The sequence below is a fragment of the Mesorhizobium sp. M0772 genome (assembly GCF_040320135.1).
Taxonomy (GTDB): Bacteria; Pseudomonadota; Alphaproteobacteria; order Rhizobiales; family Rhizobiaceae; genus Mesorhizobium.
In genome coordinates, this window is sequence record NZ_JAMYPB010000001.1 from 185,196 (window position 1) to 203,169 (window position 17,974).

Genomic DNA, 17,974 nt, shown 5'->3' on the forward strand with positions numbered 1-17,974 from the left:
ACGTGCTGCACTCGGGCACACAAAGCGAAGCCGACGCTGCGGTGGTGCGGGCTGTTCCCGTTTCCCTGGTTCAGGCGACGAAGGCTTTCGGCGGCACGATTGCGCTCAAGGACGCCTCCTTCGAATTGCGCTCCGGCGAGGTGCTGGCGCTGCTTGGCGAAAACGGCGCCGGGAAGAGCACCTGCGTGAAGCTTCTGGCCGGCGTGCATTCCCCCACCAGCGGTCACGTCGAGGTCGACGGCAAGCCAGCAGCTTTCCATTCGCCGCACGACGCGCAGGCGGCCGGCATTGCGGTCATGCACCAGCATCCTGGCTTGTTTCCCGATCTGTCGGTGGCGGAGAACATCTATCTCGGCCACATGCCGCGCGACCGCTTTGGCGGCATCGACAATGCCGCCATGCTGGCCGGCGCCCGCAAGGTGCTGGCCACCGTCGGGCTCGACGTGCCGGCGGCAACGCGGCTGGGAACACTGCGTACCTCAGAACAGCAACTGGTCGAGATCGCCCGCGCGCTGTCGCTGGATGCCCGCGTGCTGATCATGGACGAGCCCACGGCGGCGCTGTCACAGCGCGAGGTCGAGCGGCTGTTTTCCGTCGTTGCCGATCTCAGGCTGCATGGCGTGGCGATGATGTTCGTTGGCCACCGCATGGATGAAATCTTCCGCATCGCCGACCGCATCGCGGTGCTGCGCGACGGGCGCCTGATCGGCGTCAAGCCGAGAGCCGAGCTTGGCCGCGCTGCCGCCATCAGCATGATGGTCGGCCGCGAAGTCACCGACCTCTATCCCGAACGGCGCCATGCCTCAGGCGCGCTGGTGCTGGAGGGGAAGGGACTTTCGCGAGCCGGCGGCTTTGCCGGCATCGACCTCAAGCTTCACGCCGGTGAGGTGCTCGGCCTTGGCGGTCTGGTCGGCAGCGGACGCACCGAGATTGCGCGCGTGCTGTTCGGTATCGACCGGCCCGACGCCGGCGAAATCCTGATCGACGGCAAGCCCGTGCAGTTCGCCTCGGCGCGCGACGCCATGGATGCGCGCATCGCCTATGTGTCGGAAGATCGCATGGGCCAGAGCCTGGTGATGGATTTCTCCATCCTCGACAATGCGGTGCTACCTGTTCTCGACAAGGCCGCACAACGCGGTCTCTACGGCACCGACCGCGCCATCGGTCTGGTGGCGGACTGGCTGAAGCGCATGAAGCTGCGCTTTTCCGGCTACGGGCAGCCGGTGAAAGAGTTATCCGGCGGCAACCAGCAGAAGGTGGTGCTGGCCAAATGGCTGCGCACCGAGCCGCGCGTGCTCATCCTCGACGAGCCGACGCAAGGCATCGATGTCGGTACCAAGGCGGAAGTGCATGCAATGATCGCTGACCTTGCCGCGCATGGCATGGCGATCCTGCTGATCTCGTCAGAGATGCCCGAGCTGATCGGCATGTGCGACCGCATTATCGTGCTGCGCGAAGGCCGCCAGACTGCTGAGTTTTCGCGCGGGCAAGCCACGCAGGAAAAGGTACTGGAAGCGGCGACCAGGACCGATGAACGTGCCGGCCAGGCAGCGCAGATAGAACGCGCCGCCGAGGAGGAAAAGGCAAAAGGACCGTTCGATTTTCTGAAGCGGCGGGAATTCGGCCTGCTTGCGGCGATGCTCGCCGTCGCCATTCCGGTCACCATCATCAACCCGCGCATGGTGAGCGCGGCGAACCTCACCGCTGTGTCGATGGACGCGGCCTTGCTGATTGTCGCCGCACTGGCGCAGATGCTGGTGCTGATCACCCGCAACATCGACCTGTCGATCGCAGCTGTGATCGGCCTCTCCGCCTATATGGCGGCCAGCATGGTTCAGGCCTATCCCGGATTGGACATCGGCATCGGCCTGATCACCGCCTGCGCGGTCGGCGGCTTTGCCGGACTGCTCAACGGCCTTGTCGTTACCAGGGGAAAGATCCCGGCCATCGTCGTTACGCTGGCTTCGATGTCGATCTTCCGCGGTTTCAACTCGATCTGGGCGGCGGGCGACCAGGTCAGCGCCGACGAAGTCACGCAAGCCTGGCTCGACATGACCGGGCTGAAGATCGCAGGCGTGCCGCTGATCGTCATCATCGCTATTGTCATCCTGTGCGCCGGCTATGTGCTGCTCTATCGCACCGCAACCGGGCGCGAGCTGTTTGCCACCGGTTCCAACCCGGACGGCGCAAGGCTGATCGGCATTCCGGTCGACTGGCGCATCCTGCTGGCCTTCGGCATGGCCGGCCTGCTAGGCGGCCTGTGCGGCGCCCTGTGGGCTTCGCGCTACGCCACCATCGATGCCCGCGTCGCGCTCGGCTTCGAACTCACGGTGATCGCCTCTGCGGTGGTCGGCGGCGTCGCCATCCGCGGCGGCTCGGGCACGCTGCTCGGCATCATCCTTGGCGCGCTCACGCTCTTGGTCATCAAGAACGGGCTGACGCTGGTGCGCGTCGATCCGCTCTGGCTGCAGGGCGTCTATGGCCTGGTGATCCTGGTTGCCATCGGCATCGACACCTTCATCGTGCGGCGCGCCGAACAGGCGAGACAGGCGAGGGCGAGATGAGAAAGTTTATCCGCTCGATCGACTTCTGGGATCTGCTGCTGGCGACCGCCTGCCTCGCCGTCTTTATCTATGCGGCGGTCTTCGTGCCGTATTTCGTCTCCGGCTTCAACCTCTCGCAATTGGCCGCAAGCGCCTCGGAAAAGGCGTTGCTGATCCTGCCGATGACGCTGCTCATCGTCACCCGCGAGATCGACCTGTCGATCGCCTCGGTGCTGGCGCTGACATCCGTGGTGTTTGGCCTGCTCGTCCAGGGCGGCGTGCCGACGCTGGCGGCCATTCCGCTGACGCTCGTCTTCGGCGGCCTGCTCGGCGCCTTCAACGGCTATCTGGTGTCGGGCCTCGGGTTGCAGTCGCTGGTGGTGACGCTCGGCACCATGGCGCTGTATCGGGGCATTGGCTACATCCTGCTCGGCACCGGTTCGGTCAACATATTGCCGCCGGCGGTTGTCGATTTCGGCATCAGCAATCTGCCGGGCACACAAATCCCGTGGACCATCGTGCCGTTCCTGCTGCTGGCGCCGATCTTCGCGGTGGTGCTGCAGAAGACGCCGACCGGCAAGCGCATCTATGCGCTCGGCGGCAGCCCCGAAGTGGCGCGTTATTCCGGCATCGATACGCGCAAAATGGTGCTGAAGCTGTTCGTCGTTTCGGGCATGGTCGCAGCCATCGCCGGCATCGTCTATACGGCGCGCCTCTCCAACGCCCGCGCCAACAATGCGCTCGGCATGGAGCTCGATGTCATCACCATCGTGCTGCTCGGCGGCGTCAGCGTCTTCGGTGGTAAGGGGCGGCTCACGGGGGTCATGCTGGCGCTGCTGTTGATCGCCATCATCCGAAATGTGCTGGCGCTCAACCAGATCGGCGGCGACGCTCAAGGCATGATCATCGGCCTGCTTCTGATCGGCTCGCTGCTGGTCGGCAATTACTGGCGCTCCCTGGAGGAGCGGCTGTCAAGATCGCGCGTCCTGCGCGAAACCAAGGGGTGATCTCGGGCCCCTTTCTTCAAGCCCGAATTCTGACGGAGGAGACACAATGAAAGCGTTTAGAATAGCCCTGCTCGCATCCGCGGTTCTGCTTGCGCCGGCCTCGCTGGCCTACAGCCAGGAATGCGCCAAGGAACCGGTGACCGTCGGCTTCCTGCCCAAGCTCGACACCGATCCCTACTTCAAGGTGGCTTTCGGCGGCGCCGAGGAGGCTGCGAAGGAAATTGGCGGCACCGCCACCCAGGTTGCCCCTTCGCAGGCGACGGCCGAGGCACAGATCGAATTCATCAACAGCCTTGTGTCGCAGAAGGTCGGGGTCATCGCTATCGCCGGCAACGACGCCAATGCCGTTGCGCCTGCGCTGAAGCGCGCCGTTCAGCAAGGCGTCCGGGTGATCTCGTACGATTCCGACGTCGCGGCCGATGCGCGCGCGGTGTTCGTGAACCAGGTGAAGGGCGACAGTCTGGCCGAAATGATGCTGGAAAGCGCATTCAACCTCAGCGGCGGCGAAGGCGAGTTCGCCATCCTGTCGTCGACGCCGACGGCGACCAACCAGAACGCCTGGATCGACTTCATGAAGGCGAAGATGGCGGCAGAGCCGAAATACGCCAAGATGAAACTGGTGCAGGTCGCCTATGGCGAGGAGAGCGAGCAGGTCAACCAGCAGCAGGCCTTGGCGCTGGTGCAGTCGTTTCCGGATCTCAAGGTGATCATCGTGCCGGCAGGCATTGGCCTTCCGGCGGCCGCGCGCGCACTCGAGGAAGCCGGCATGATCGGCAAGGTCAAGCTGACCGGCCTTGCGCCGGCCACTTTGATTTCGAAATACATCAAGGATGGCTCTGCCCAGGATATCTGGTGGAATGTCACCGATCTCGGCTACCTGACCTATCAGGCGGCCCAGGCGCTGGCGCAGTGCAAGATCACCGGCAAGGAAGGTGAGAAGTTCACGGCGGGCAGGCTCGGCGAATACACGATCGGGGCCAGCGGCGAACTGATCCTTGGCCCGGCCAAGATCGTGACGCCGGAAAACCTGGCCGAGTTTAAGTTCTAAGCCTCCCAAGGCCCGGCGGGTGCCGGTTCAAGCCGGCGCCCGCTCGTTCAATTGTCAGTCGAAAAGCGTGAGGGCGACGATGAAACTCTTGCTGGCAGGCGAGACCTTCGCGGCGACGACGTCGGTCGCTGCCGGCGGCGACGTTCTGACAAGTGCGACATGGGTGAATGGCGCGACGGCCTTCAATGCCGCCCTTGCCGCAGAGGGCATAGCGGTGACGCAGATCGGTGGCGATCGCTGTGCGGCCGAATTTCCGTATGACCTCGACGCGCTGGCCGAATACCAGGCGGTGGTGATCTCCGATGTCGGCGCGCTGACCTTGCTGGTCACGCCGGAGGCCCGCGCCGGGCGCATCGGCGTCAACCGCCTCGACGTCCTCAAGGCCTATGTCGAAGGCGGCGGCGGGCTGATGCTGGCCGGCGGCTATATGGGGTTCCAGGGCATGTTCGGCACGGCGCGTTTCCACGACACCCCGGTCGAGGACGTGCTGCCCGTGCGCTGCCTGCCATTCTCGGACGGGCTGGAAGTGCCGCAAGGCCTGCAGCCGTCGATCCTTCAGGCGTCGCATCCGATCCTTGCCGGTGTCGCGGGTCCGTTGCCGCCGATCCTCGGCATGAACAAACTCGATTTCAGGCGCGACGGCTCGTCCCAGCTTCTGGCGACCTGCCATTATCGTGGCACGGACTGGCCGCTGCTTGCGGTTCGTGAGCATGGCCGTGGCCGCACCGTCGCGTGGGCGACCGACATCGGCCCGCACTGGCTGTCGCAGGACTTTTTGGGATGGCCGCTCTACGGCAAGCTGATGGGCAACGTCGTGCGCTGGCTGGCCGGCAAGGATTAAGCCTGGCGTGTTTGTAGGGCAGCTAGTCCGGCTTGCTGCTCAACGCTTCGCGCAGCGCCTGGATCCGCCGATTCAAGGCATCGAGATCAGCCATCGTCATGCCCGAGCGTTCGATCAGGGTTTCGTTGAGGCAGTTGCACTGGACGAGCAGCGCGCGGCCGGCAGGCGTCAGGTCGACCTGCACTTGGCGCTCGTCCGTCTGGCTGCGCTGGCGGGTGACGAGACCCGCCTGTTCCATGCGCTTCACCAGCGGCGTGATGGTGCTCGATTCCAAAGCGAGCCTGTGCGCAATCGAGCCGACCGACATCCCGCCGGCTTCGGCAAGTGCGTTCAGCACGAGATATTGCGGATAGGTGATGCCCATCTCGTCCAGCATGGGCTTGTAGGTGCGATTGATTGCCATGCTGGTGGCGTAAAGCGTGAAGCAGAGCTGGTTGTCCAACGGGAGAGGCACGAGGCATTCCTTTGCCGACTGAGCACATCAATATGTACCACGAAAAATGATATCGCGATATATTTTTCTGTAGACAAGGATTTGGACCTGCGCTAATCTTATGGTTATCGCGATATTGATTATCGCGGAAGCAATCAATGGAGAGCGAGATGACCAAGCCCGGCAGCAGCACGATCACCACCAAGGACGGCACCGAAATTTTCTACAAGGATTGGGGAACGGGACAACCCATCGTCTTCCATCACGGCTGGCCGCTGAGCAGCGACGACTGGGACGCCCAGATGCTGTTCTTCCTTTCCAAGGGCTACCGCGTCATTGCCCATGACCGGCGCGGCCATGGCCGCTCGACCCAGACCGATACCGGCAACGAGATGGATACGTATGCCGCCGATGTCGCGGAACTTGCGGCGCATCTCGACCTCAGAGACGCCATCCATGTCGGCCATTCCACCGGTGGCGGCGAAGTGGCCCGTTATGTCGCGAAGTACGGCTCCGGTGGCCGTGTCGCCAAGGCCGCATTGCTCGGCGCGGTGCCGCCGATCATGCTGAAGACGGCGGCCAATCCGGGTGGCCTGCCGATCGAGGTGTTCGATGGTTTCCGCTCCGCCCAGGCAGCCAACCGCGCCCAGTTTTTCCACGATGTTGCGGCCGGCCCGTTCTACGGCTTCAACCGCCCCGGCGCCCAGGTGTCGCAGGCTGTCGTCGAGAATTGGTGGCGCCAGGGCATGATGGGCGGCACCAAGGCGCATTATGATTGCATCAAGGCGTTCTCGGAAACCGACTTCACCGACGATCTGAAGGCCATCGAGGTGCCGGTGCTGGTGATGCATGGCGACGACGACCAGATCGTTCCGATCGCCGACTCCGCGCTGCTGGCTGTCAAGCTGCTCAAAAAGGGCGAGCTCAAGGTCTACAAGGGCTTCCCGCACGGCATGGCGACCACCCACGCCGATGTGATCAACGCCGACCTGCTGGCGTTCTTCAAGGCGTAGAATCGTTCAGTTGAATAGACATCGTCCAGTTGGATAGGCAAGGCACCCGCCGCCGGGCGGGTGCATTTGCTTTCGTCGAAATGTCAGCGGGACAGTGCCTATTTATCGAGAAAACCAGTGATCAGTTTGACGGTGTCGTCGGGGTTTTCCTCCATGATCCAGTGTCCGGAAGCGGGCACGATGCCGCCCGTGACATCGGTCGCAACAAGCCGCAGGAGATCGGCCTGCGTAGTGCCAGCGGATTTTTCACCGCCGACAGCTAGTAGCGGCATGGTCAGTTTGCCGCCGGCGGCAAGCATCGCCTGGTTGTCGATCGCGTCCTGGTCAAACGCCTTGAACTGCTCGAAAGCGTCATGCATCGCATGCGGGCGGGCATAGAGTTTGGCGTAGTGCCTGCGCGTCGCCTCGTCGATCTTCTTGGGGTCAGCCGACAGCTCGTTGTAGAAGCGGTCGAGATAGATGCGCTCGCGCCCCGCGACCAGCCGCTCCATATCCGGGCCGCGGAAGTTGAAGTGCCAAAGCAGCGGGCTTTGCTTGATCTTTTCCCAGTCGCCTATGCCGGGCAGCGGCGCGTCGATGATAACCCATTTGGTGATGCGCTTGGGATACTGAGCGGCGAGCGCATAGCCGACCATGTTGCCGATGTCGTGAGTGACGAGATCTGCCTTGTCGATCTTCAGGGCATCCAACACGCCGGCGATGTCGACGGCCTGGTTCTTCTTGGCGTAGCCCGCTTCCGGGTGGGCCGACAGACCCATGCCGCGCAGGTCCGGCACGATGACGGTGTGGTCCTTTGCGAGGGCGATGGCCGCGGCGCCCCACATGTCTCCGGTATCGGCAAAGCCGTGCAGCAGCACGACGGCGGGACCCTTGCCGCCAACGCGCACATAGAGTTTGGTGCCGTTGGTTTCGACGGACTGCGTCTTGAAACCCGGCGGAAAGGGAACGAGGCGTGCCGTCGCCGGCAAGGTAACAAGAAGCACACCCAATACGGCCAATACGATCTTGCGCATGTCATCCCCCAGAGACGTCGAAGGCCCCAAGCCTTCGTTGATGACTATCTCTAGCAGGCTTTTCAACCAGCGCATGGTGAAAGAATCACAGAGTGCGCAGCAATGCCTCGCCCTGCGTCAAATCCGCAAAATCGACCGGTTTTATCTGGCCGCCGCTTGCGCCTTCCTGGCTTCCTTCATGTTGGGCAGGAACACCGTCAGCAGGCCGAGCAGCGGCAGATACGAGCAGATCTGGAAGACGAAATTGATGCCCTTCATGTCGGCGACGACGCCGAGCACTGCGGCTGCAATGCCGCCCATGCCGAAGGCGAAGCCGAAGAAGATCCCGGCGATGGTGCCGACACGTCCCGGCACCAACTCCTGCGCAAACACGACGATGTTGGAGAAGGCCGAGGACAGGATCAGGCCGATCAGCACCGTCAGCACCATCGTCCATTCGAAATTGGCGTAGGGCAGCGCCAGCGTGAACGGCAGCACGCCGACGATCGAGAACCAGATCATCGCCTTCTGGCCGTAGCGGTCGCCGAACGGTCCGCCGAGCAGGATGCCCAGCGCCGAGGCGCCGAGGAACAGGAACAGCATGACCTGGCTCATCTGCACCGACACGCCGAACTTATGGATGGAATAGAAGGTGTAGTAGCTGGAGAGCGAGGCGATGTAGGCATTCTTGGTCAGCACCAGCAGCGTCAGCACCGCCAGCGCTCCCATCACCTTCTTGCGCGGGAAGGGCGAGACGAAGCTTGCCGCCTTGCGATTGCCCTGCGCGGCGCGCATCCGGCTGTACCAGCCGCCGACCCGCGACAAAACGATGATGCCGATCAGAGAACCGACGGCGAACCATGAAATGCTGGTCTGGCCGAAGGGCACGACGATGAAGGCAGCGAGCAGCGGCCCCATCGACTGGCCGAAATTGCCGCCGACCTGGAACAAAGATTGCGCCAGGCCAAAGCGGCCGCCGGAGGCAAAGCGGGCAATGCGCGAGGATTCCGGATGGAAGATCGCCGAGCCGATGCCGATCAGCGAGGCGCCGACCAGAAGCAGCGCATAGTGGCCGGCATAGGCGAGCACGATCAGGCCAATCAGCGAGGACGCCATTCCGTAGGGCAGCGAATAGGGCATTGGCCGCTTGTCGGTGATCATGCCGATGACCGGCTGCAGCAGCGACGCCGTGACCTGGAAGGTGAAGGTCAAAAGACCGATCTGCCAGAAATCGAGACCGTAATTCTCTTTCAGCAGCGGATAGATCGCCGGCAGCAGCGATTGCATGATGTCGTTGATGCCGTGGCAAAAGCTCACCGCCAGAATGACGGTGAAGGCGGTCGCCTGGGCTGAAGGGAGGCTGGCGCTTGGCTGCGGTGCAATGCTGGTGGCTGTCGTATCGGTCAAGGCAGGCTCCGAGGTCTTTTTGGCGGGTGTTTGCCCGCGGGCAGGCTTGGCGGCCGCTCCCGCGGACCGCCTTAAGGACGCTCGTCTGAAGCGCTTGGGCGACGCCCCTGCGGAGCGCCTTGGGGATGGCTGCCTTATAAGCCGCTTGCGAGGCGACTTCTTTCGTGGTTTGGTCCAATAGTTTCGCAAGTGGGCCATAGCCGATGCCACATCGCAGGGATATCTTCCGCGCCGGCAATGCCGATCTCGGCCGATTGCACGAAAGCCGCTGGCAGTGGCTGGAGGAGGTTTCCGGGCCGGCGGTGGCTTTGCCGACCGAATATCCCGACGGCTACCACGTTCCGCAACACCGCCACAGCCGCAGCCAGCTGCTGCATGCGCTGGTCGGTGTCGTGCTGGTGACGACCAGGTACGGGCGCTGGATGGTGCCACCCGACCACGCAATGTGGATACCGGCCGGCACCGAGCATTCCGTCGAAATGCTGGGCGATGTCTCGATGCGCTCGGTCTATGTCATGCCGGGCGCGATCCCCGGCCTGCCGGTAGGCTTGCGCGTCGTCGGCGTCACCGAGCTGATGCACAGCCTGATCGTCGAATCGGAAAAGCTGCCGCAAGGCGGCGAACTGGAAGGCCGCGGCGGGCTGATCATGAACCTGTTGCTGCACGAGATCCCGACCTTGCCGGAACGGCCGCTCGGGCTGCCGTTCCCGTCCGACCCGAAGCTGGCGGCGCTCTGCCGACGCTTTGTCGCGGCACCTTCGCCGCACGCCACGATCGACGAGTGGGCGAATGCCGCAGGCATGAGCCGCCGTTCGTTCACCCGCGCCTTCCAGCGCCAGACCGGCCTGTCGCTGTCGACTTGGCGCCAGCAGGCCTGCCTGTTTGCGGCCCTTCCCAGGCTCGCCGACGGCGAGCCGATCACCAGGGTGGCGCTCGACCTCGGTTATGACAGCGTGCCGGCATTCATAACCATGTTCAAGCGCATGCTCGGCGCCTCGCCGCGCGGCTATATGCGCGGCGCCCGCGACGAAGGCATGCGGCGGGCTCAGCCTCGGCTTGAGGCCCCGGCGCCGTAGCGCCAGGAAAAGCCCGCAGCACTTTGTCGTAGGCCCTAGTCCAGCTGAACGCCGCTGGCCTTGACGATCGGTTCCCATTTGGCGAGTTCGGCCTTCACATGCGCTCCAAGCTCTTCCGGGGTGGAGGCCACGATCGAGGCGCTGAACTGGGCCATGCGGGCGATCACATCAGGGTCTTTCAGGGCTTCAACTGCCGCCTTCTGAAGAACGGCGACGACCTCCGGCGGCGTGCCTGCGGGCGCGAACAGAGCGTTCCAGCTGTAGGTTTCATAGCCGGGAATGGTTTCGGCAATGGCCGGTATGTCGGGGAAGGAGGGAACGCGCTCCTTGGTGGTGACGCCAAGCGCTCTCAGCGTCCCGCTCTTGATGTGGCCCGATGAAGAGGGGAGGTTGTCGAACATCATCGGCACCTGATTGCCGATAACGTCGTTCAAGGCCGGTCCGGCGCCCTTGTAGGGAATGTGCTGCATGCTGACGCCGGCCATCGTCTTGAAAAGCTCGCCGGAGAGATGCAGCGGGGTGCCATTGCCGGATGAGGCATAGGCGTATTTGTCCGGATCCTTCTTCAGCATCTCGATCAGTTCCTCGACGTCCTTGGCAGGGAATTCAGGGTTCACGACCAGGACGTTTGGCACCAGCACGAGCAACGATATCGGCGCAAAATCCTTCTCCGCATCGTAGGGCTTTGTCTTCAGGATCAGCGGGTTGAGCGCGTGGGTTGCGACCGTGCCCATCAGGATCGTGTAGCCGTCCGGTTCGGCTCGGCCGACCTGGGCAGCGCCGATGCTGCCCCCGGCGCCGCCGACATTTTCGACGACAATCTGCTGGCCCAGCTTTTCGGACATCTTGTTGGCGATGAGGCGCGCGACCAGATCCGTCGAGCCGCCGGCGGAAAAGGGGACAACCATGGTGATGGTCCGGTCCGGAAAATCGGCGGCCCAGGCCGCCGGTGCTGAAAGGGTGGCTGCGATGGAAACCGCGAGCCCGAGCAAAGTCCTACGCCGCATCTGCTACTCCTCCGTTGATTGGAGGGGCAGTATGGCCATGGTGAACTCCTCGCACAATGCAACCATGGACTGACTGCCCGCCTCAGGAGATCGGGCTTGACACCGATGCTTCGGTTGGCGTGCGCGAGAACGCCTCACCCCTCAGTTCAATCAGCCTTGGTCCAGCTGAAAACAAGCCATTTGTATCGTGACGTCTCTTCAGGCTCGGCCGTGTAGGTCATCTGCATTTCGCCGCCCTCGGCGTAGATGTCGAGCCTGGGCGCCGTGTCCAGTTCGAGCCACAGGGAATCGTTCTTGAACGACCATGTCCCGCACCAGACGCAAGGCCCCGATGCCGGGTCACCCGGTTGGTGAAAATTGTAGCGGCCGTCCGCCGTGATCTCCAGATAGTCGAAGGCGCCATAAAAGGCGGTCACAGTCTGCTGAAATTCGGTCGCAGCCGCTTCCTGGTCGGGCTTCGCCGGCTCTTTCAGATCACGCGGTGGTCGGATTGCGGACCCTGCGATGCTCCATTTGCCGATGAAATCCTTTCGGTGGGAAGATATTCCGTTTGCGCCTGCGCGGTCGAAACCGGAGCGATTGTCGGCGCATAGGCCGCGCTGGCGATGCCGATTGCGAGAAGCATTCCTGCGATGCCTGCAGCCTTGATTCGATTGCGCATCAGCTGCGCTCCTTTCACGACGGTTTGGGGCAGATTCCAAAAACGAGATTACCCCCGAGCCAGGCCCGGGGGCACGCTTTTGGGCAACATGGATTAATCGAACAGGCTCGACACGGACTCTTCGGTCGCTGTGCGCGAAATCGCCTCGCCCATCAGGTCGGCGATGGAGATGACGCGGATATTCGGGGCGTCGAGCACGCCTTGCGTCGGCTGGATGGAATCGGTGATCACCAGTTCCTGCAGCTTCGAGCCGCTGATCCGGGCGACCGCACCGCCCGACAGCACGCCGTGGGTGATATAGGCGGTGACGCTGGTAGCGCCGTTGGCGAGCAGCGCATCGGCGGCATTGCACAGCGTGCCGCCGGAATCGACGATGTCGTCGATCAGCAGGCAATCCTTGCCGGCGACCGCGCCGATGATGTTCATCACTTCGGATTCACCGGGACGTTCGCGGCGCTTGTCGACGATGGCCAGTTGTGCGTCGAAGCGTTTGGCGAGCGCGCGGGCGCGCACCACGCCGCCGATGTCGGGCGAGACGACGACGACATTGGCAAGCTGTTTGTATTTTGCCTTCACGTCACGGGCCATCACCGGCACCGAGAACAGATTGTCGGTCGGAATGTCGAAAAAACCCTGGATCTGGCCGGCATGGAGGTCGAGCGTCAAGACGCGGTCCACGCCGGCGCGGGTGATCATGTTGGCGACCAGCTTCGCCGAGATCGGTGTGCGGCCCGAGGCCCGGCGATCCTGCCTGGCGTAACCGAAATATGGGATGACCGCGGTGATGCGCTTGGCCGAGGAGCGCATGAAGGCATCGATCATGATGAGCAGTTCCATCAGATGATCGTTGGTCGGGAACGAGGTCGACTGCAGGATGAAGACATCCTCGCCGCGCACGTTTTCCTGGATTTCGACGAAGATTTCCTGATCGGCGAAGCGTCTGACGCTGGCCTTGCCCAGCGGGACATTGAGATAGCGGGCGACCGCTTCGGCCAGCACCCGGTTGGAATTGCCCGCGAAAAGCTTCATGCACCGTTCCTGGCGAAGGATGGGGAGGTCCTCTTAATCGGGCTTGTAGCGAGCCGTGCCGGTATTGCAAGCCTCGTTGACGGGAATCCGCCGGCTAATCTCAAAAACGTCAACAGTGAACGGAAGCCGGTAACAGGCGGATCAGCCGGCGCTGCCGCCGAGCCAGGCCGCGAACTGGTCGATCGTCTGGTCGGCGATCGCCTGCATGGTAGCGGGTGCAACCGCGGGCCAGCCTTCGGCGGCATTGACCGAGGGCGCCTTCTGCTGGCCATTGATGCGGTGTAGCCGGTTGCCGGCGGGGTCATAGACGTCCCAGACATAGATAACGGTGGTGTCCTTGCCTTCCGTCATCGTCGAGAAGTAGCCCTTCAGCACATGGGTGGCGGCTTGGTCGGCGCTGCCGGCAAGGGTGATGCCGCGCTGCTTGGCGCGTGTCTGCAGTTCGGCCGTCAGCGGCGTTGCCGCTTCCACGGAGGCGCCGACGATCGGCGCGATCTGCAGCCGGGTCTTCGACAAAGCGGCGGCGCTCTGCGCGGGGTTGGCGGGTGTCGTGGCGCCGACGGCCGGCGCTGGTGTGGCGGCGGGCGCGACGCCCGGGGCAGCCAAGGGCTGAGCCGGTTGGGCCGAGGCTGCCGGCGGCGTGATGGCGGACGGCTCAAGGACGTCCTTGGCGTTGGTGCAAGCGGCCAGCACAAGCGCTGCGAGCAATGACACGGTCGTCACGTGCGATCGTCTCATCTGCCCGAAAACTCCTTAGTCGTGAACGCCCCCGCGTGGACCAACCATTATGGATTCACTGTACGATCAAGTCGAGATCATGGCGTGAAAGCGGCTTCGGCTGGGATTCGGTGGTCAGGTAGGTGCGGCCAAGCGTCATCGCCGTCTCGGTTTCGGAGTCCATGATGATCATGTGCGCGAACAATGTCATGTTGGGCGCGATCGGCTCGGGATTGCTCTGGTAGAACATCGGCATGTCCATCCAGGACGGGGTGAAGCGGGCGCCGACGGAATAGCCGCAGGCGTTCAACCGATGCTTGGTCAGGCTGTGCGCCTCCAGCGTGCGGGCATGCGCGTCGAAGACGTCGCCGAAGGTGTTGCCGGGCGTCATCGCCTTCTCGACCGCCAGAAGAGCCGCGCGGGCGGCGTCGAACAGCTCCTGATGGCGCTTCGACGCCTTGCCGGTCAGCACGGTGCGCATCATCGGCGCGTGATAGTGATGGAACACGCCGGCCCATTCGAGCGTCAGCTGATCGTTCTTGGTCAGCTTGCGGCGCCCGGCCTTGTAGCGGCAGAGCAGCGCGTCGATGCCCGAGCCGATGATGAATTCATTCGCCGGATAGTCGCCGCCGCCGGCAAACACCGCGCCCTGCATGGCGGCAAGGACCAGCGCTTCGTCGCCGCCCTGCTTGATCAGCGGCAGGGCCGCGTCGAGCGCGTCGTCGGAAAGGTTGGCGGCCTTTTCGGCCTTGGCGATTTCAGCCGGGCTCTTGAACAGGCGCAGACGGCCGACAATACCGGAGGCGTCGGCGATCTGGCCGAAGGTCTGCAGCTGCTCGTCGACGCGGCGGCCATTGAAGGCGGTCAGGCCATGGGTGTCGTATTCGACGCCGATGCGGGCGCCGAGGAGATTGAGGTCGTTGAGCAGGTTGCGCAGGTCGATCGCCGGGTTGGCGCCGTCGCGGTCGGTCCACAGCACGATGTTGTCGATGATCGAGGTGTGGCGCGCCTGGCGCAAATCGGCCGAGCGGGTGAGCAGCACCATCGAGCCGTCAGCCTTCACAACCAGGCACTGGAAGAAACAGAAGCCGAACGTGTCGTAGCCGGTTAGCCAGTACATGCTCTCCTGGGCGAAAAGCAGTACAGCATCGAGCTTCTTTTCCGTCATCTCGATCATCAACCGGTCACGCCGGGCGTCAAATTCCGACCGTTCGAAATGCAGCGCCATTATCCGTTCTCCAAAACAATTGCCGAAACCTGCCGACCATAGTCCGGTTCCTTGCGATGCGTCGCGCGCCGGTAGGAAAAGAAGAGATCCTCCTCGGCATAGGTGCAGCGGCCAAGCCCCTCGGCGGTCACGCCAGCCTTCTTCAGCCGGTCGACCGTATAGAGGTTGAGATCGAACATTGCATGCGCCGGATTGGCCGAAGGCGCGAAATAGCCGATGTTTTCGGCATCGGCTTCGACGAAACGGGCGACGAATTCCGGCCCGACCTCGTAATTGTCGGGGCCGATCGAAGGACCGAGAACCGCAATGATGCGCTCACGGCGGGCGCCAAGGCTTTCCATCGCGGCAATGGTGTTTTCAAGCACGCCGGTAAAAGCGCCCTTCCAGCCGGCATGCGCTGCGCCAATGATGCGCGCTTGAGCATCGGCGAACAGCACGGGGCCGCAATCGGCCGTCGAGGCGCCGATGGCGATGCCCGGCCGGTCGGTGACGATGGCGTCGGCGTTGGGCCGCGGGCCGGGAAAGGGTTCCCTGGCAATGACGACATCGGGCGAGTGGACCTGATGCGCGGTCAGGAGATGGCTGGCCGGCACGCCCATCCAGGCAGCGACGCGGCGGCGGTTCTCGGCGACCAGCATCTGATCGTCATCCGAGCCGGTGCCGATGTTAAGTCCCTGATAGATGCCGCCGGAGACGCCGCCGATACGGGTGAAATAGCCATGGCGGATACCTTGCGGCTTGGCCGCTTCCAGCAGCGGCGAGCGAACAGGATCCGGTTTGGTCTGATTCAGCATGGATGGGTTTGTTGTCCGTGCCAGCGTTTTCGTCAAGGCGAAGTTCGGCCGAGTGATTGCGACAGTGCTGCCGCGTCGACTTTGCATTGGCCAAAAGCAGGCATGCGACCATAGGCGGCGTCGCGGGACGGCTTGTAACGATCTCTGAGGGTCAGACTGGCTGATGCGGCAGGATTTTCAGGATTTTGAACAGCGTGCCCATGCCGTCGGGGCCGGCCAGGCGCTCGACGGCATCGGCAATGGTTTGTCGTGCCTCTTGGCTTGCCTGGCTGCCCAACTGGCCAGCTCGCTCAAGCAATCCCATGCCAAGCAGAAAGTCGCCCTGCGTCGCCAATTCCACATCGAGGCCATGCGCCCGCACGACGGCGGCCAGTGCCGCGAAGTCGACATGGGCGGTGAGATCGGCTTCGCCGGGATTGGCTAGCACATCTTCGGGGGCGTGCCTGCGCACGGCCTGCAATGTGTCGCCGAAACCGGGCTGGAGATGGCCGTAATCAGGGAACAGCCCGGCGCCGCCGTGGTCGGCTATGCGTTCGGCAATGGTCGCCATCAGTGCCGCGCGGGCCGGTGCTATTTCGAAAATAGAGCCTTGTGGCGCCTCGGCGGCGTCTTCCGGCAGCAGCGGCGCCGCGACCGAGCCGGCGCCGGCGAAGAAGCTCAACTCGTCTGAGACATCGAGGCCGATCACCCGTTCGCGCCAGCCGGCGCCGGCGCGGATGAACTGGCGGATCGGCACGGCATCGAACAATTCGTTGCCGACGATCAGCAATGGCGCCTGCGCTAGCGTGGCGATGGTTTCGTGCCAGCCGAGCTCAACCGAACTTTCGGCAAGCGTCTGTTTCTGGATTTCGGTTAGCCGCGGGCTGGTCTCGACCAGAGCGAAGGACGCTCCGGCGGCGATAGCCGGATCGAGCCGCGTCAGGGTGCGAAGCATGTCCTTCATCAGCGTGCCGCGGCCGGGCCCGATCTCCGCGATGGTGGCCGGCAGCGGTCGGCCGATCGCCAGCCAGGCCTGATAGAGCCAGACGGCGACGAGTTCGCCGAACATCTGGCTGATCTCGGGTGCGGTGACGAAGTCGCCGGCGGCGCCGAACGGCTCGCGCGTGGTGTAGTAGCCGTCGCTGGGATCGAACAGGCAGAGCGCCATGTACTCGTTGACGGGGAGGGGGCCGAGCGCGCCGATCAGGTCGACGATGCGGGTCTTCAGCCGTGTCATGCCGGCTGTGGTTGCGGCGCCGGTTTGGCTGTGGCCATCGCCCAGATGCCGGCCAGCACCATCGGCAGCGACAGCACCATGCCCATGGTGAGCCAGCCGCCGAGGAGGTAGCCGAGCTGCTGGTCGGGCTCGCGGAAGAACTCGACGAAGATGCGTGACAGGCCGTAGCCGCAAATGAAGGCGCCGCCGACAAAGCGCGGCGTCTTCAGCTTCAGCCGCGAATGGGTGAGGAAGCGCAGGACCAGGAACAGCACCGCGCCCTCGAGCAGCGCTTCGTAGAGCTGGCTCGGATGGCGAGGCTCCAGGCCCGCGACACAACCCACCACGGTCTGCTGGAGACGCTCGTTGCAGAAGACGACGCCCCACGACACGTCGGTCACGCGACCCCAGAGTTCGGCATTGACGAAGTTCGCGATGCGGACGAGGCCGAGCCCGACCGGCACGCCGGCTGCCACCACGTCGAACAGCGTCCAGGTGCGGATGCCGCGCTTGAGGGAAAACAGCGTCATGGCGAGGATGACGCCAAGCAGGCCGCCATGGAACGACATGCCGCCCTGCCAGACGGCGAAGATGTCGAGCGGGTGGTAGATATAGCGCTTTAAATCGTAGAAAAGCACATAGCCGGTGCGTCCGCCGAGCACGACGCCGACGGCGGCCCAGACGATGAAATCGTCGAGGTCGATCGGCTTCATCGGCAAGACGCCATCAGGCCACAGCCTTGTGTTGGTGACGAGCCGCTTGGCGTACCACCAGGCGAACAGGATGCCGACGATATAGCCGATGCCGTACCAGTGCACAGCCAGCGGGCCGATCTGAACCAGGATCGGGTCGATGTTGGGGAAGGACAGCGACGCCATCGGCAGCGGGAAATAGTCGTTCAACAGGATCTCCTGGGAGGGCTCGCGTTAGGGCGCGGACCATGCGGCAGGGTTTTGGCGGGGTCAAGGCAAGGTGACGACAGC

Annotated in this window: 18 protein-coding genes; 6 read left to right on the forward strand and 12 right to left on the reverse strand. The window is 63.6% G+C overall.

Going from position 1 to position 17,974, the window contains the following annotated elements; genetic code table 11:
* The first annotated feature begins 2 nt into the window (after positions 1-2).
* From NKI06_RS00885 to NKI06_RS00900, 4 genes are all read left to right on the forward strand, one after another.
* Positions 3-2,564, forward strand: coding sequence for an ATP-binding cassette domain-containing protein (locus NKI06_RS00885; RefSeq protein WP_352983523.1), 2,562 nt, complete (start codon positions 3-5; stop codon positions 2,562-2,564).
* Positions 2,561-3,550, forward strand: coding sequence for an ABC transporter permease (locus NKI06_RS00890; RefSeq protein WP_352983525.1), 990 nt, complete (start codon positions 2,561-2,563; stop codon positions 3,548-3,550). The genes NKI06_RS00885 and NKI06_RS00890 overlap by 4 nt, the downstream gene beginning before the upstream one ends.
* 46 nt (positions 3,551-3,596) lie before the next feature.
* Entirely contained in the window at positions 3,597-4,598 is a 1,002-nt protein-coding gene (locus NKI06_RS00895; protein WP_352983527.1) for a rhamnose ABC transporter substrate-binding protein, read from the forward strand.
* A gap of 79 nt (positions 4,599-4,677) precedes the next feature.
* Entirely contained in the window at positions 4,678-5,439 is a 762-nt protein-coding gene (locus NKI06_RS00900; protein WP_023695801.1) for a glutamine amidotransferase, read from the forward strand.
* A gap of 22 nt (positions 5,440-5,461) precedes the next feature.
* On the opposite strand, the gene NKI06_RS00905 is transcribed toward NKI06_RS00900, so the two are convergent.
* On the reverse strand, positions 5,462-5,893 hold the full coding sequence (locus NKI06_RS00905; protein ID WP_023670043.1) for a MarR family winged helix-turn-helix transcriptional regulator: 432 nt from the start codon (positions 5,891-5,893) through the stop codon (positions 5,462-5,464).
* 149 nt (positions 5,894-6,042) lie between these two features.
* Between NKI06_RS00905 and NKI06_RS00910 the strand changes: the two genes are divergently transcribed.
* Positions 6,043-6,885 carry an alpha/beta fold hydrolase gene (locus NKI06_RS00910; protein ID WP_155923731.1) on the forward strand — a complete coding sequence of 281 codons (843 nt, stop codon included), beginning with the start codon at positions 6,043-6,045 and terminating at the stop codon, positions 6,883-6,885.
* Between the two features lie 98 nt (positions 6,886-6,983).
* On the opposite strand, the gene NKI06_RS00915 is transcribed toward NKI06_RS00910, so the two are convergent.
* Together NKI06_RS00915 and NKI06_RS00920 are read right to left on the reverse strand one after the other, a co-directional pair.
* Entirely contained in the window at positions 6,984-7,898 is a 915-nt protein-coding gene (locus NKI06_RS00915; RefSeq protein WP_352983530.1) for an alpha/beta fold hydrolase, read from the reverse strand.
* A gap of 141 nt (positions 7,899-8,039) precedes the next feature.
* Positions 8,040-9,284, reverse strand: a complete 1,245-nt coding sequence (locus NKI06_RS00920) for an MFS transporter (protein ID WP_352983533.1) — start codon at positions 9,282-9,284, stop codon at positions 8,040-8,042.
* 203 nt (positions 9,285-9,487) lie between these two features.
* On the opposite strand from NKI06_RS00920, the gene NKI06_RS00925 reads away from it, so the two are divergent.
* Complete coding sequence (locus tag NKI06_RS00925) at positions 9,488-10,360, forward strand: AraC family transcriptional regulator (protein WP_352983535.1); 873 nt, start codon at positions 9,488-9,490, stop codon at positions 10,358-10,360.
* Between the two features lie 35 nt (positions 10,361-10,395).
* Here the strand turns inward: NKI06_RS00925 and NKI06_RS00930 are convergent, their stop codons facing one another.
* The 9 genes from NKI06_RS00930 to lgt all read right to left on the reverse strand — a co-directional run bounded on the left by NKI06_RS00930 (position 10,396) and on the right by lgt (position 17,893).
* A complete protein-coding gene (locus tag NKI06_RS00930) occupies positions 10,396-11,367 on the reverse strand; it encodes a Bug family tripartite tricarboxylate transporter substrate binding protein (protein WP_352983537.1) in 972 nt (323 codons plus the stop codon).
* 146 nt (positions 11,368-11,513) lie between these two features.
* Positions 11,514-11,783: a hypothetical protein gene (locus NKI06_RS00935; RefSeq protein WP_352983539.1), complete on the reverse strand. Its 270-nt coding sequence runs from the start codon at positions 11,781-11,783 to the stop codon at positions 11,514-11,516.
* A 53-nt stretch (positions 11,784-11,836) separates the two neighbouring features.
* On the reverse strand, positions 11,837-12,028 hold the full coding sequence (locus tag NKI06_RS00940) for a hypothetical protein (RefSeq protein WP_352983542.1): 192 nt from the start codon (positions 12,026-12,028) through the stop codon (positions 11,837-11,839).
* A 93-nt stretch (positions 12,029-12,121) separates the two neighbouring features.
* Entirely contained in the window at positions 12,122-13,057 is a 936-nt protein-coding gene (locus NKI06_RS00945; protein WP_023686119.1) for a ribose-phosphate pyrophosphokinase, read from the reverse strand.
* 141 nt (positions 13,058-13,198) lie between these two features.
* Positions 13,199-13,795, reverse strand: a complete 597-nt coding sequence (locus NKI06_RS00950; protein WP_352983545.1) for a hypothetical protein — start codon at positions 13,793-13,795, stop codon at positions 13,199-13,201.
* A gap of 55 nt (positions 13,796-13,850) precedes the next feature.
* Positions 13,851-15,002, reverse strand: coding sequence for a M24 family metallopeptidase (locus NKI06_RS00955; protein WP_352983546.1), 1,152 nt, complete (start codon positions 15,000-15,002; stop codon positions 13,851-13,853).
* Complete coding sequence (gene pgeF, locus NKI06_RS00960) at positions 15,002-15,796, reverse strand: peptidoglycan editing factor PgeF (protein WP_352655082.1); 795 nt, start codon at positions 15,794-15,796, stop codon at positions 15,002-15,004. The genes NKI06_RS00955 and pgeF overlap by 1 nt, the downstream gene beginning before the upstream one ends.
* Positions 15,797-15,947: 151 nt before the next feature.
* On the reverse strand, positions 15,948-17,012 hold the full coding sequence (locus NKI06_RS00965) for a class I SAM-dependent methyltransferase (protein ID WP_352983550.1): 1,065 nt from the start codon (positions 17,010-17,012) through the stop codon (positions 15,948-15,950).
* Positions 17,009-17,893 carry a prolipoprotein diacylglyceryl transferase gene (gene lgt / locus NKI06_RS00970; protein ID WP_352983551.1) on the reverse strand — a complete coding sequence of 295 codons (885 nt, stop codon included), beginning with the start codon at positions 17,891-17,893 and terminating at the stop codon, positions 17,009-17,011. The genes NKI06_RS00965 and lgt overlap by 4 nt, the downstream gene beginning before the upstream one ends.
* Positions 17,894-17,974: the final 81 nt, after the last annotated feature.